Below are 12834 nucleotides of genomic sequence, written 5' to 3'. Positions count from 1 at the left end.
CGTAGAGTTGCGCGCACGCCCACCGACAAGATCGACCGATACGAGGCCCCCACCGTGCGCCGACGCTCACTCCTCCTTGCTGTTCCGGCCGGCCTGCTCACGCTGGCCGGGTGTGGTGACGACAAGAAGGCCGACAAGGCCAAGCCCAGCGACAGCCCAGCCCCTTCCAACTCGACCTCGGCCGCACCGACGGCGAAGATCGTGGACGGGCCCCTGCCCGAGATCACGAAGGGGACGAAGTTCGGCCAGAAGCCGACCGTCGCGAAGGGGTCCGGCAAGCCGTCCTCCGACCTCGCGGTCAAGACCCTGGTCGAGGGCAAGGGCGCCGAGGTGAAGAAGGGCGACTACCTCCAGGCGAACTACCTCGGCCAGATCTGGGCCACGGCGAAGGTCTTCGACAACTCGTACGACCGCGGTAACCCCACGGTCTTCCCGATCGGCACCGGTCAGGTCATCCCCGGCTGGGACCAGGCGCTCGTGGGCAAGAAGCTCGACAGCCGTGTGCAGCTCGCGATCCCGCCGAAGATGGGTTACGGCACGGAGGGCAACAAGCAGGCGGGCATCAAGGGTGACGACACGCTGGTCTTCGTCGTCGACCTGGTGGGCACCTTCAGCGCCAAGAGCTCCGCCAAGGGCAAGGAGGTCGCGCAGTCCAACATCGACCTGCCCAAGGTCGGCACGAACACGGACGGCAAGGCCCCCTCGATCGACGTCCCGAAGAAGGACGCCCCGAAGAAGCTCGTCGCGAACTACATCCTTGAGGGCGACGGCGAGGAGATCAAGGAGACCGACAGCCTCCTGTGCCAGTACAAGGGCGTGCTGTGGGCCGACGGCAAGGAGTTCGACTCCTCGTACAAGAGGAACGAGCTGGCCTCGTTCCAGCTGGCGCAGGTCGTCAAGGGCTGGGCGCAGGGCCTGACCGGCAAGAAGGTCGGCAGCCGCGTCCTGGTCGTCGTCCCCCCGAAGCTCGGGTACGGTGACCAGCCGCCGCAGGGCAGCACCATCAAGAAGGACTCCACGCTGGTCTTCACCGTGGACATCCTCGCGAAGATGTAACACTGTCCCGGCTGGCCATTCGTATCAAAGCAGGAGCAATAGACGTGAGCATCGAGAAGCCCGAGATCGACTTCCCCGAGGGCCCGGTCCCCAGCGACCTCCAGATCGTGGACATCTGGGAGGGCGACGGCCCGGAGGCGAAGGCGGGCGCCACCGTCTCCGTCCACTACGTGGGCGTGGCTTTCTCCACCGGTGAAGAGTTCGACGCCTCCTGGAACCGCGGCACGCCGCTCCAGTTCCAGCTGGGCGCCGGTCAGGTCATCGCCGGCTGGGACCAGGGCGTCCAGGGCATGAAGGTCGGCGGTCGCCGCCGCCTCACCATTCCCTCGCACCTCGCGTACGGCGAGCGCGGCGCCGGTGGCGGCCGTATCGCGCCCGGCGAGGCCCTGATCTTCGTCTGCGACCTCGTCGGCGTCTGAGAGACGACCGAGCGACGACTGAGGGCAGGGTCTGATCAGACCTGTCCGTCGAGGCCCATGCCGGTTCCGGCATGGGCCTCGGCTTTTCCCACGACACCCCGGGGCGGTACGGTCGGCGGTCGGAAGCATTGTTGAGAAAGGGCGTCGATGGCCATTGCCAAGGCCGAGCGGCTGATGAACCTGGCGCTGTGTCTGCTCGGGACGCGGCGGCCGCTCAGCAAGCGCGAGCTGCGCGAGTCCATCGAGGCCTATCTGGAGGCGGGGTCCGACGACTCCTTCAACCGGATGTTCGAGCGTGACAAGGACGATCTGCGCGAACTCGGCCTGGTCATCGAGACGGTGGAGAATCTCGACGGTGAGGTCGGCTATCTCGCGCGCCGCGACAGCAACCGTCTCCCGCCCATCACCATCGACGCCGAGGAAGCCGCCGCGCTGGGCCTCGCGGCCAAGGTCTGGCAGCAGGCCCGCCTGGCGGGGGCAGCCAGCGGCGCCCTGCAGAAGCTGCGCGCCGCCGGACTTCCCGAGGACGTCGACCCGTACGGGGCGCACAGCGCGCTCGAACCGCGCATCCCCGTGCACGAGGCGTCCTTCGAGCCGCTGATGCTCGCCTGTCGCGACCGCCGCCCCGTCGTCTTCGACTACCGCAAGGCCACCGCGGCCCGCCCCGAACCGCGCCACGTCGAGCCGTGGGCGCTCGAATGCTGGCGCGGCCACTGGTACCTCGCGGGCTGGGACCGTGACCGTGGCGCCGAGCGCGTGTTCCGGCTCTCCCGCATCACCGGGAAGGTCCGCGCCCGCGCGGGCAAGTTCACCGCGGGCGTCCCCGATGTCGTCACGGTGCGCGAGACCGTCGCGGGCTGGGCGGGGGAGAGCGCCGACCGCTCCGCCCTGATCCGGCTGCGTACGGGCGCGGGCTACCCGCTGCGCGCCAAGGCCGCCCATATACGTGAACTGGGCGAGGGGTGGGACGAGTTGGAGATTCCGTACGGGCACGGTCTTGACGCCTGGCTGGTGGAGTTCGGGCCCGATGTGGTGGTCCTCGAGCCCGCCGAGCTGCGGGCCGACGTGGTGGACCGGCTGCGCGCCGTGGCCAAGGGCTGAGGGGGACACACCGAATCATGGCCACGAACGCCATCGACCAGACCCGGCGGATGCTCTCCCTGGTGACGTATCTGCGCGAGCGTCCCGGCGCCCACGTCAGCGACGTCGCCCGCGCCTTCGGGATCACCGAGGACGAGCTGATCTCCGACCTGGACGTGCTGCCGCTGTGCGGGACCAGCTTCCGCGGCGGTGACCTCCTGGACATCGACACCGACGGCGACCGCATCTGGTGGCACAACCCGGACGACGTGGCGGCGCCGCTGCGGCTCGCCGCCGACGAGGCCACCGCGCTCCTGGTGGCCGCCCGCGCGGTCTCCACGCTCCCCGGGCTGCGCGAGAGCGACCGGCAGGCACTGGTGCGCGCCACCGCGAAGCTGGAGACGGCGGCCGGTGACAACGCGGGCGCCAGCGCGCGGCTCTCGGTGACCTTCGAGTCCGAGGGCGGTGTCTTCGCCGAGGTGGACCGCGCCATCTCCGAGCGGCGCAGGCTCTGGCTGCGCTACTACTCACCGGCGCGCGACGAGCTCACCGAGCGCGAGGTCGACCCGATCCGCCTCTTCGCCGTCGGGCACACGTACATGGAGGCGTGGTGCTACCTCTCCGAGGCGCGCCGCACCTTCCGCCTCGACCGGGTGGCCGAGATCAGGATCCTGGACGAGCCGTCCGCGCCGCCCGAGGTCGAACTGCGTGACCTCTCCGAGGGGCTCGTGCAGCCGGCCGCGGAGGACCCCGAGGTGGTCGTCGAGGTCGGCCCCGGCGGTCGCTGGGTCGCCGAGTACTACCCCCACGACAGCGCCGAGGAACTCCCCGACGGCGGTCTGCGGATCACGCTGCGCACCCCGGAGCCCACCTCGCTGCGCAGGCTCGCGCTGCGGCTCGGCGGGGACGGGCACATCGTCTCCCCGGCGGACCTCGCGGACAGCGCGCGGCAGGCGGCGCGCGAGGCTCTGGCGGCCTATGACGAGCAGCACAAGCACCCCGACGGGTCGTACGACAGGCAGGAGCAAGGACGTTGACCACCAGCCTCATGTCCGAGATTCCCGGAATGACGAGAATCGCCCCCGTGCTCTTCAAGGCCGCCTGCCCCGACTGCCGCGCCCGCTTCGAACTCTCCGCAGGCGCCCTGCGGTTGGCCATCGGCGCCTCGGCCCGCACCACCTTCTACTCGTTCACCTGCCCGGAGTGCGGCAACGCGGTGCGCAAGCCCGCGGGCGAACGCATCGTCGAGCTGCTCACCGGCGGCGGGGTGCGGACGCTGCGTCTGCACTCGACCGTCTAGGCTCGGCGCATGTTCTGGGCGATGCTGGCGATTGCCGCGGGGTTCTGTGGCCTCGCGGTGCTCGGCGTACTGGCGATTCGGGTCTTCATCGAGGCGCAGCGCCTCAGCGCGCAAGTGACGCAGACCACACATCGGATCAACCGTGCGGCGGAGGATCTCGAGGCGGCGGCGACCGGTGTGGCCCGGGCGAGCCGAGATGTCCTGTAGGTGCAGAAGATCCTGCAGGTGTGGCGGAGACGCACGTCGACACCGCGGCCTGTCAACTTCCCTTGTCCGGAAGGTACGCTGCTGACGTAGCCCGGAGTGTGAGGCGCGGGCCGCAACTGGGGGTACGCACAGGGATTGCCCTGCGTTCACCCCCGAGCGTTACGATCGCTGTCAGCACGGTGGCCGGACAGCAGGTCCGACCTGTCCGGCAGCCCCGCCCCTGCCGCCTCGGTGAGAAGGTAAAGACGTATGTTTTCCGGAAAGATCGGCGCCCCCGAGATCATTCTCATTCTCGTCGTTGTCATTCTGCTGTTCGGCGCGAAGAAGCTTCCCGACATGGCCCGGTCGCTCGGCAAGTCCGCGCGCATCCTCAAGAGCGAGGCCAAGGCGATGAAGTCGGACGGGAAGAAGGACGAGGCCGCTCCGGCCGACCCGCCCACCGACCCCGCAGCCTCCGTCCAGCCGCGCACCATCAAGGCCGCGCCCGGCGACGTGTCCAGCTCCCGGCCGGTCACCGAGCCCACCGACAGCACCACTCAGCGCTGATCCAAGGCCGGCGACGGCCGGCCTGCCGCACGAGATGAGGACGTGGGTTGCTCAAGTCTGCCCGCAAGAAGGAACAGGATCCCGAGGGGCGGATGCCGCTTGCGGAGCACCTGCGCGAGCTGCGTAACCGGCTCGCGAAGGCCGTGCTGGCCATCATCGTCGTCGCGATCGTCGCTGCCTTCTTCTACAAGGACATCATCGAGTTCTTCACGAACCCGATCCTGAGCTCCGTAGGGTGCGAGTCGAGCTTCGCCGAGCTGGCGGACAAGGGCGGCGAGGAGACCTGCGCGCGCATCGTGCTGAACGGTCTGATCACGCCGTTCACGCTCGCCCTGAAGATTTCGCTGATGGCCGGTGTGGTGCTCGCGTCGCCGATCTGGCTGTACCAGCTGTGGGCCTTCATCGCGCCCGGTCTGCACAGGAGCGAGAAGAAGTACGCGTACGCGTTCGTGGGCGCGGGCTTCCCGCTGTTCATGGGCGGCGCGTTCTTCGCGTACAAGACGCTGCCGACGATGGCACGCGTGCTGCTGGAGTTCTCACCCGGGGGCGTCGACAACCAGCTGCCGCTCGACGAGCTGATCGACCTGGTCACGCGCATGGTGGTCGTCTTCGGTCTCTCCTTCGAGCTGCCGCTGCTCCTGGTGATGCTCAACCTCACCGGAGTCATCACGGGCAAGCGCATGCTCGGCTGGTGGCGCGGCATGATCATGGGCATCACGGTCTTCGCGGCCGTGGCGACGCCCAGCACGGACCCGCTGACCATGATGGCCCTCGCCGGACCGATCTGGGTGCTCTACTTCGCGGCCACCGCCTTCTCGCTCCTGAACGACCGGCGCAAGGCCAGGATCGAAGCGGCGAAGCCCGCGGACGACGAAGCATCCGAGCTCGACCTCACGCCCGAGGACGTCGGCGAGATCGAGCCCGTGTCCGCGAACAGGGCGCTGCCCGAGCAGGCGAGCGGCGACGGAGCGAAGCGGGACCGGGTCAACGGTTTCGACGACGTGACGTGACCTTGTAAGGTCCGGCCGTGACCAGCGACATCACGCTCTTCGTCAATCCCACCGCGGGCCGCGGCCGGGGCGCCCACGCGGCGCAGCCGGCCGCTTCCGCGTTGCGGGCCGCGGGCCACTCCGTCCGCACGGTGATCGGGGAGGACTCCGCCGACGCGCTGCGCCGGGCACGCGATGCCGTGGCTGCCGGGACGCGCGCGCTGATCGCCGTCGGCGGTGACGGCATGGCGAGCCTCGCGCTGCAGGCCGTCGCGCGGACCTCGACGCCTTTGGGCGTGGTCGCCGTGGGCACCGGCAACGACTTCGCGCGTGCCCTCGGGCTCCCGGTGCGCGATCCGGCCGCCGCGGGGGCCGTCATCGCCGAGGCGCTCGACGCGGGGCGCACCCGCGACGTCGACCTGGGACGGGTGGGCAAGACGTGGTTCGGCACCGTGCTCGCCTCCGGCTTCGACTCCCGGGTCAACGACCGGGGCAACCGGATGCGCTGGCCCACCGGACGCTTCAAGTACGACCTGGCGATGGCCGTGGAGCTGGCGGCCTTCCGGCCCACCCCGTTCCGGATCACCCTGGACGACGAGCAGGTCCATGAGATCGACGCGACGCTCGTCGCCGTGGGGAACGGCACCTCGTACGGCGGGGGCATGAAGATCTGCGCGCGGGCCGACATGGGCGACGGACTCTTCGACGTCACGGTCGTCGGCGACTGCAGCCGTACGACCCTCCTGAAGGTCTTCCCGCGGGTCTACAAGGGCACGCACCTGGACCACCCCAAGGTCACCGTGTTGCGGGCCGCGAAGGTGGAGATCGCCGCGCCGGGAGTCACCGGTTACGCGGACGGAGAGCAGCTCGGCGGTCTGCCGCTGACGGCACGGTGCGTGCCGGGGGCCGTACGTGTGCTCGGGCCCGGGGGGCCGGGGGAGCCGTAAGGCAGATAATGATCGTCCGTTGTCAGTGGTGGCCGGTAGTCTCGAAAGCACGATGACAGAGGACCTCTCACCGGCCGAGCGGTATGCGGCGGCGCGCGAGCGCGCTGTCGAGCAGGCCACAGCACTCGCCGGCTTCCGCGAGATGTACGAATTCGGCCTCGACCCCTTCCAGATCGACGCCTGCCGGGCGCTCGAGGCGGGCAAGGGCGTGCTCGTGGCCGCCCCCACGGGTTCGGGCAAGACGATCGTCGGCGAGTTCGCCGTGCACCTGGCCCTGCTGCAGGGCAAGAAATGCTTCTACACCACGCCCATCAAGGCGCTCTCCAACCAGAAGTACGCCGACCTCTCCAAGAGATACGGCGCGGACAAGGTCGGTCTGCTGACCGGCGACAACAGCGTCAACTCCGACGCCCCGGTGGTCGTGATGACCACCGAAGTGCTGCGGAACATGCTGTATTCGGGCTCGCAGTCGCTGCTCAACCTCGGCTATGTGGTGATGGACGAGGTGCACTACCTCTCCGACCGCTTCCGTGGCGCCGTCTGGGAAGAGGTGATCATCCACCTCCAGGAGTCGGTGACGCTGGTCTCCCTGTCGGCGACCGTCTCGAACGCCGAGGAGTTCGGCGACTGGCTGGACACCGTGCGCGGCGACACCCAGGTGATCGTCTCGGAGCACCGGCCCGTGCCGCTGTTCCAGCACGTCCTCGCCGGACGCCGGATGTACGACCTCTTCGAGGAGGGCGAGGGCCAGCGCAAGGCCGTCAACCCCGACCTCACGCGCATGGCGCGGATGGAGGCCAGCCGTTCGTACAACCCGCGTGACCGCCGCAAGGGCAAGATGGTCCGCGAGGCCGACCGTGAGCGCGAGCGCAGACAGCGGTCGAGGATCTGGACGCCGGGGCGCCCCGAGGTCATCGACCGGCTCGACTCCGAAGGTCTCCTTCCCGCGATCACCTTCATCTTCAGCCGCGCGGCCTGCGAGGCCGCCGTGCAGCAGTGCCTGCACGCGGGACTGCGGCTGAACGGCGAGGACGCGCGGGCCCAGGTCCGCGAGATCGTCGAGGAGCGCACGGCCGCCATCCCGGACGAGGACCTGCACGTCCTTGGCTACTACGAATGGCTGGAAGGCCTGGAGCGCGGCATCGCCGCGCATCACGCGGGCATGCTGCCGACCTTCAAGGAAGTCGTCGAGGAGCTCTTCGTCCGCGGGCTCGTCCGTGCCGTCTTCGCCACCGAGACCCTCGCCCTGGGCATCAACATGCCCGCGCGCAGCGTGGTGTTGGAGAAGCTCGTCAAGTGGAACGGCGAGCAGCACGCGGACATCACGCCCGGTGAGTACACCCAGCTGACCGGTCGTGCCGGGCGGCGTGGCATCGATGTCGAGGGCCATGCCGTGGTCCTGTGGCAGCGCGCCATGAGCCCGGAGCACCTCGCGGGGCTCGCCGGTACGCGTACGTATCCGCTGCGCTCCAGCTTCAAGCCGTCGTACAACATGGCGGTGAATTTGGTCGAGCAGTTCGGCCGGCACCGCTCGCGTGAGCTTCTGGAGACGTCCTTCGCGCAGTTCCAGGCCGACAAGTCGGTCGTCGGGATCTCCCGGCAGGTCCAGAAGAACGAAGAGGGACTCGAGGGCTACCAAGCCTCGATGACCTGTCACCTGGGCGACTTCGAGGAGTACGCCCGCCTGCGCCGCGAGCTGAAGGACCGGGAGACCGAGCTCGCCAAGCAGGGCGCCAACCAGCGCAGGGCGGCGGCGGCCACCGCCCTGGAGAAGCTCAAGCCCGGTGACGTCATCCACGTGCCGACCGGGAAGTACGCGGGCCTGGCGCTCGTCCTGGACCCGGGGATCCCCGCGGGCCGGGTCAACGGCCACCGCGGCTTCGAGCACCAGGACGGGCCGAGGCCCCTGGTGCTCACCGCCGAGCGGCAGGTCAAGCGCCTTGCCGCGATGGACTTCCCGGTGCCGGTCGAGGCCCTTGAGCGGATGCGCATCCCGAAGTCGTTCAATGCGCGCTCGCCGCAGTCGCGCCGGGACCTGGCGTCCGCGCTGCGCACGAAGGCCGGGCACATCGTGCCGGAGCGGCACCGCAAGGGCCGCGCGGCCGCAGCCGACGACCGTGAGATCGCCCGGCTCCGCACGGAACTGCGGGCGCACCCCTGCCACGGGTGCGACGAGCGGGAGGACCACGCGCGGTGGGCCGAGCGCTACCACCGCCTGCGGCGGGACACCGTGCAGCTCGAGCGGCGCATCGAGGGGCGCACGAACACCATCGCGCGGACCTTCGACCGGATCGTCGCGCTGCTCACGGAGCTGGACTACCTCCGGGGGGACGAGGTCACCCAGAACGGCAAGCGGCTCGCCCGGCTCTATGGAGAGCTGGACCTGCTCGCGAGCGAGTGTCTGCGCGAAGGCGTGTGGGAGGGGCTCAGCCCGGCCGAACTGGCCGCGTGCGTATCGGCGTTGGTGTTCGAGGCCCGTGCCGCGGACGACGCACTCGCCCCCAAGCTGCCCTCCGGGAAGGTGAAGGCGTCCCTCGGCGAGATGGTGCGGATCTGGGGCCGGCTCGACGCCCTGGAGGAAGAGTTCAAGATCAACCAGGCGGAGGGGGTCGGGCAGCGGGAGCCGGACCTCGGGTTCGCCTGGTCGGCGTACATGTGGGCGTCGGACAAGGGCCTCGACGAGGTGCTGCGCGAGGCGGAGATGCCCGCCGGTGACTTCGTGCGGTGGTGCAAGCAGGTGATCGACGTGCTGGGGCAGATCTCGGCCGCCGCTCCCCGTGAGAACTCGACCGTCGCCAAGAACGCCCGTAAGGCCGTGGATCAGCTGCTGCGAGGTGTGGTGGCGTACAGCTCCGTCGGCTGACGGATCGCGCAAGGAAGGGCGGGCCCGGGGTTTTCCTCCCCGGGCCTGCCCTTTTTCGCATCCAGGTCCGGCTGTTCGACGCCATCACTCCACGTGTTCGATTGATCGCCACGCGTGTAAATGGAGCCGAGTGTATGCCCGTCGATGAGCGCGCTGCAGGGCCTTGCTGAATATGACTCGGCGATGATTCCGGCGGACTAAGCTCGCCCGGAGCGCGGCGAGTTGAAACGAGTTGCGATAGATTCGCGCGCTTGTTCCTAGATCTTTCGATTGTTCGCATACGTCTATCGCTTCCAACTCCCCGCAGATTCCCCCCATTTCCCAGCATCAACCCCCATTCCTCCCCCAAGACAAGTCTTCAGAGGGCATACATGGTGAGTGTTCAATCGCCTCCCGGTGGCCGAGAAGTCCCTTACGCGCGCGTGCTGTTGCTGCCCGCCCTGCTGATGGCCGCGGCCACCGGAGCCGCGGTCGCCGCGGTGCCGGAACCCGCCCGCATCGCGGTGGGCTGGTGCGGCGCGATCGCGACCCTCGTGGTCGTCGCGGTCGGCGCCGAAGCCGTGCGACGCGGCCGGTCCATCCGGGAGTTGCACACCCAGTACGCGCAGCGCCTCGCCGCCCTGGAGCGGCGCATCGCGTCCCATGACGACGAGACCATCCGCCTGGGCAGGGAGATCATCCCCGAGGCCGTCTACCGGCTCCGGGGAGGCGAAGCGCCGTCGGAAGTCATCCGCAATCTCGTCGACGCCGACGAGTCCTTCTCCGAACTGCCGCACTCGCAGCGCAAACTGCTCCGGAACGTCCTGGACACCCTGGACTCCGGAGAGGCGATGCGCGAGTCCTCGCAGCGCGCCTTCGTCAACATCGCCCGGCGCGTCCAGGCCATCGTCCACCAGCAGTCCGCGGAGCTGCGCGAGATGGAGGAGTTCCACGGCCGCAACCCCGAGGTCTTCGACGACCTCCTGCGCATCGACCACGGCACGGCACTGATCGGCCGCCTCGCCGACTCGATCACCGTCCTCGGCGGCGCCCGTCCGGGACGCCAATGGCCCAAGCCCGTACCGCTGTTCAGCGTGTTGCGCGGCGCCATGTCCCGGATCCTGGAGTACCAGCGCGTCGACCTGCACTCGATCGCCAAGGTCGCCATCCGCGGCACGTCCGTGGAACCGCTCATCCACGCCTGCGCCGAACTGCTCGACAACGCCACCCGCTACTCGCCGCCGCAGACCCGCGTGCACGTCACCGCCGTCGAGGTGCAGACCGGCATCGCCGTCGAGATCGAGGACGGCGGCGTCAGCCTCAGCGAGGAGGCACGGGCACGGGCCGAGCGCATGCTCGCGCAGGCCCAGGCCGGCTACGACCTGAACGACCTCGGCGAGAGCCCGCGCCTCGGCATGGCCGTCGTGGGACGTCTCTCGCAGATGTACAACCTGCAGGTCTCGCTGCGGCAGTCCGCGTACGGCGGCGTCCGCGCGGTGCTCATCGTCCCGCGCGAGATGCTCACCACCGGCCCCGCCCCCGGCCTCGCCCACGGCATCGGCGCCTCCGCGGTGCCCCGGGTGAACTCCGAAGGCGTGCCCATCGAGGAGGCCCACGGCATCCGGCGCAAGAAGCCCCGCGTGATGACGGCGGGACCGCCGCTCCCCAAGTCGTCCAGCGCGGCCATGGAGGACGACATCCCCGAGGTCACCGAGTGGACGTCGAACGGCCTGCCGCAGCGCCGCAGCCGGGTCCGCACCTCGCTGGCCGAGCGAATCGCCCAGGAAGCAGCGGACGCGAAGTACGCGGCACAGCGCGCCCAGTACTCCCCGCAGGCGGCCGCACCGGTCGTACCCGAACCGGCGAAGAAGGAGGAGAAGGAACCCGGCCTCTGGATCGAGGCCTTCATGAAGGGCTTGAACGGCGACGACTCCGCGGCCGATGACCCGTTGTCCCCCAAGGGCCACAGCGAGAACGACCACGGCACCGCCGACAGTGCCGACAACGCCGACGAGGGGGGCTGGAAGTGATTCAGCAACGGGCCAATTTCGACTGGATGCTCAAGGAGCTCGCCGACGGCGTGCCGCAGACCCGGCAGATCGTGGTGCTCTCCGCGGACGGCCTGCGCATCGCGCGCTACGGCGGCGACCCTGACGCCGCCGACCGGATCGCCGCCGCCTGCGCGGGACTTCAGTCCCTGGCGGCCGCGGTCGCCACGGAGATCCCGCACGCCGACGGCGGCATGCGCATGGTGATCATCGAGGTCGGCGGCGGCTACTTCTATCTGATGGCGGCGGGTGCCGGGGCGTACCTCGCCGTGCTCGCCGACGAGACCGTCGACGCGGGCCTCATCGGCAACCGCATGCGGGACCTGGTCGTCCGGATCGGCGCCCACCTGACGAGCCCGCCCCGGCGAGACGGGCAGGCCGTATGAATCCTCCGCACGGCGAGAACCCCTCCCACCGAGACGACCCTCCCCAACGGGAACGGCGCAGCCCGGAGAACCCCGAGCGGCTCTACATCCTGACCGGTGAGGACACGGAGCGGGCAGCGCTCGACCTCGTCACGCTGATCGTCGCGCACGGCGAGGCGCCGCCCACGGCCGAACCCGAGCACGCCGACGTCCTGCGGCTGTGCGCGACACCGCTGTCCGTCGCCGAGATCTCCGCGTACCTCGCGCTGCCGTTCAGCGTGGTGACCGTGCTCCTCACCAGGATGCTCGAGGCCGACCTGGTACAGGCGCGGGCATCGATCGTCCGCTCCACGCTCCCCGATCGTTCCCTTCTCGAAGCGGTGATGCATGGACTTCAAAAGCTCTGACACGATCACCGGGCCAAGCAGCGACGAGGTCCTGCCGCATACGGCCACGGCCGCCGTGAAGATCGTGATCGTGGGCGGGTTCGGCGTCGGCAAGACGACGATGGTCGGCTCCGTCAGCGAGATCCGTCCGCTGACCACCGAAGAGACCATGACCCAGGCGGGCATCGGCGTCGACGACAACTACGGCTCCGACACCAAGACGGCCACCACCGTCGCGATGGACTTCGGCCGGATCAGCATCTCCGAGGAACTGGTGCTCTATCTGTTCGGCACCCCCGGCCAGGAGCGCTTCTGGTTCCTGTGGAACGGCCTCTTCGAAGGGGCGCTGGGCGCGGTGGTCCTCCTGGACACCCGCCGCCTGGAGGTCAGCTTCGACGTGATCGGTCGCCTCGAGGAACGAGGCGTGCCCTTCGTCGTCGCCGTCAACGACTTCCCCGACGCGCCCCATCACCCGATGGAGACGCTGCGCCGCGCCCTCGACCTGGACGACGCGGTGCCGATGGTGAAGTGCGACGCCCGCCAGCGCGCGTCCAGCCGGGACACCTTGCTGACCCTCATGCGGTACCTGCACGCCCTGACCGTGGCCCCCGTCTGACATTCCCCTATTCGCAACCCCGGAGCGACGAAC

14 protein-coding genes are annotated in these 12834 nt (G+C 69.5%); all 14 read left to right on the top strand.

What is annotated here, in order from left to right; all coding sequences use genetic code 11:
* Positions 1-54 precede the first annotated feature (54 nt).
* The 14 genes from ACZ5U5_RS25135 to ACZ5U5_RS25070 all read left to right on the top strand — a co-directional run bounded on the left by ACZ5U5_RS25135 (position 55) and on the right by ACZ5U5_RS25070 (position 12801).
* Entirely contained in the window at positions 55-1056 is a 1002-nt protein-coding gene (locus tag ACZ5U5_RS25135; RefSeq protein ID WP_469026119.1) for an FKBP-type peptidyl-prolyl cis-trans isomerase, read from the top strand.
* A gap of 44 nt (positions 1057-1100) precedes the next feature.
* Positions 1101-1475: an FKBP-type peptidyl-prolyl cis-trans isomerase gene (locus ACZ5U5_RS25130; RefSeq protein WP_469025586.1), complete on the top strand. Its 375-nt coding sequence runs from the start codon at positions 1101-1103 to the stop codon at positions 1473-1475.
* A 147-nt stretch (positions 1476-1622) separates the two neighbouring features.
* Positions 1623-2576: a helix-turn-helix transcriptional regulator gene (locus ACZ5U5_RS25125; RefSeq protein WP_469025584.1), complete on the top strand. Its 954-nt coding sequence runs from the start codon at positions 1623-1625 to the stop codon at positions 2574-2576.
* A 17-nt stretch (positions 2577-2593) separates the two neighbouring features.
* Positions 2594-3592: a helix-turn-helix transcriptional regulator gene (locus tag ACZ5U5_RS25120; RefSeq protein ID WP_469025581.1), complete on the top strand. Its 999-nt coding sequence runs from the start codon at positions 2594-2596 to the stop codon at positions 3590-3592.
* A gap of 11 nt (positions 3593-3603) precedes the next feature.
* Positions 3604-3855 (top strand): hypothetical protein, encoded by a 252-nt coding sequence (locus tag ACZ5U5_RS25115; protein WP_469026117.1) that lies wholly within the window; start codon positions 3604-3606, stop codon positions 3853-3855.
* Between the two features lie 9 nt (positions 3856-3864).
* Positions 3865-4062, top strand: a complete 198-nt coding sequence (locus tag ACZ5U5_RS25110) for a hypothetical protein (protein WP_469025578.1) — start codon at positions 3865-3867, stop codon at positions 4060-4062.
* Positions 4063-4311: 249 nt separating this feature from the next.
* On the top strand, positions 4312-4608 hold the full coding sequence (tatA, locus tag ACZ5U5_RS25105; protein ID WP_453450055.1) for a Sec-independent protein translocase subunit TatA: 297 nt from the start codon (positions 4312-4314) through the stop codon (positions 4606-4608).
* Between the two features lie 47 nt (positions 4609-4655).
* The gene (tatC, locus tag ACZ5U5_RS25100; RefSeq protein WP_469025575.1) at positions 4656-5618 is read left to right on the top strand and encodes a twin-arginine translocase subunit TatC; all 963 of its coding nucleotides are present in this window, start codon (positions 4656-4658) and stop codon (positions 5616-5618) included.
* 17 nt (positions 5619-5635) lie between these two features.
* Complete coding sequence (locus ACZ5U5_RS25095) at positions 5636-6544, top strand: diacylglycerol kinase (RefSeq protein ID WP_469025573.1); 909 nt, start codon at positions 5636-5638, stop codon at positions 6542-6544.
* A 52-nt stretch (positions 6545-6596) separates the two neighbouring features.
* A complete protein-coding gene (locus ACZ5U5_RS25090; RefSeq protein WP_469025570.1) occupies positions 6597-9407 on the top strand; it encodes a DEAD/DEAH box helicase in 2811 nt (936 codons plus the stop codon).
* Positions 9408-9778: 371 nt separating this feature from the next.
* Positions 9779-11416, top strand: coding sequence for an ATP-binding protein (locus ACZ5U5_RS25085; RefSeq protein ID WP_469025567.1), 1638 nt, complete (start codon positions 9779-9781; stop codon positions 11414-11416).
* Positions 11413-11820: a roadblock/LC7 domain-containing protein gene (locus tag ACZ5U5_RS25080; RefSeq protein WP_363210896.1), complete on the top strand. Its 408-nt coding sequence runs from the start codon at positions 11413-11415 to the stop codon at positions 11818-11820. Before ACZ5U5_RS25085 ends, ACZ5U5_RS25080 begins: the two co-directional genes overlap by 4 nt.
* Positions 11817-12206 (top strand): DUF742 domain-containing protein, encoded by a 390-nt coding sequence (locus ACZ5U5_RS25075; RefSeq protein ID WP_469025565.1) that lies wholly within the window; start codon positions 11817-11819, stop codon positions 12204-12206. The genes ACZ5U5_RS25080 and ACZ5U5_RS25075 overlap by 4 nt, the downstream gene beginning before the upstream one ends.
* Positions 12187-12801, top strand: a complete 615-nt coding sequence (locus ACZ5U5_RS25070; RefSeq protein WP_469025562.1) for a GTP-binding protein — start codon at positions 12187-12189, stop codon at positions 12799-12801. Before ACZ5U5_RS25075 ends, ACZ5U5_RS25070 begins: the two co-directional genes overlap by 20 nt.
* Positions 12802-12834: the final 33 nt, after the last annotated feature.

The organism is Streptomyces sp. NPDC033177, from assembly GCF_055577715.1.
This window is presented reverse-complemented; position numbering and strand designations above follow the sequence as displayed.

Bases quoted from the DNA above. Each gene is read 5' to 3' on its own strand.
- ACZ5U5_RS25125 (WP_469025584.1), top strand. From the start codon at position 1,623: ATGGCCATTGCCAAGGCCGAGCGGCTGATGAACCTGGCGCTGTGTCTG.
- ACZ5U5_RS25120 (WP_469025581.1), top strand. From the start codon at position 2,594: ATGGCCACGAACGCCATCGACCAGACCCGGCGGATGCTCTCCCTGGTG.
- ACZ5U5_RS25115 (WP_469026117.1), top strand. From the start codon at position 3,604: ATGTCCGAGATTCCCGGAATGACGAGAATCGCCCCCGTGCTCTTCAAG.
- ACZ5U5_RS25110 (WP_469025578.1), top strand. From the start codon at position 3,865: ATGTTCTGGGCGATGCTGGCGATTGCCGCGGGGTTCTGTGGCCTCGCG.
- tatA (WP_453450055.1), top strand. From the start codon at position 4,312: ATGTTTTCCGGAAAGATCGGCGCCCCCGAGATCATTCTCATTCTCGTC.
- ACZ5U5_RS25090 (WP_469025570.1), top strand. From the start codon at position 6,597: ATGACAGAGGACCTCTCACCGGCCGAGCGGTATGCGGCGGCGCGCGAG.
- ACZ5U5_RS25085 (WP_469025567.1), top strand. From the start codon at position 9,779: ATGGTGAGTGTTCAATCGCCTCCCGGTGGCCGAGAAGTCCCTTACGCG.
- ACZ5U5_RS25075 (WP_469025565.1), top strand. From the start codon at position 11,817: ATGAATCCTCCGCACGGCGAGAACCCCTCCCACCGAGACGACCCTCCC.
- ACZ5U5_RS25070 (WP_469025562.1), top strand. From the start codon at position 12,187: ATGGACTTCAAAAGCTCTGACACGATCACCGGGCCAAGCAGCGACGAG.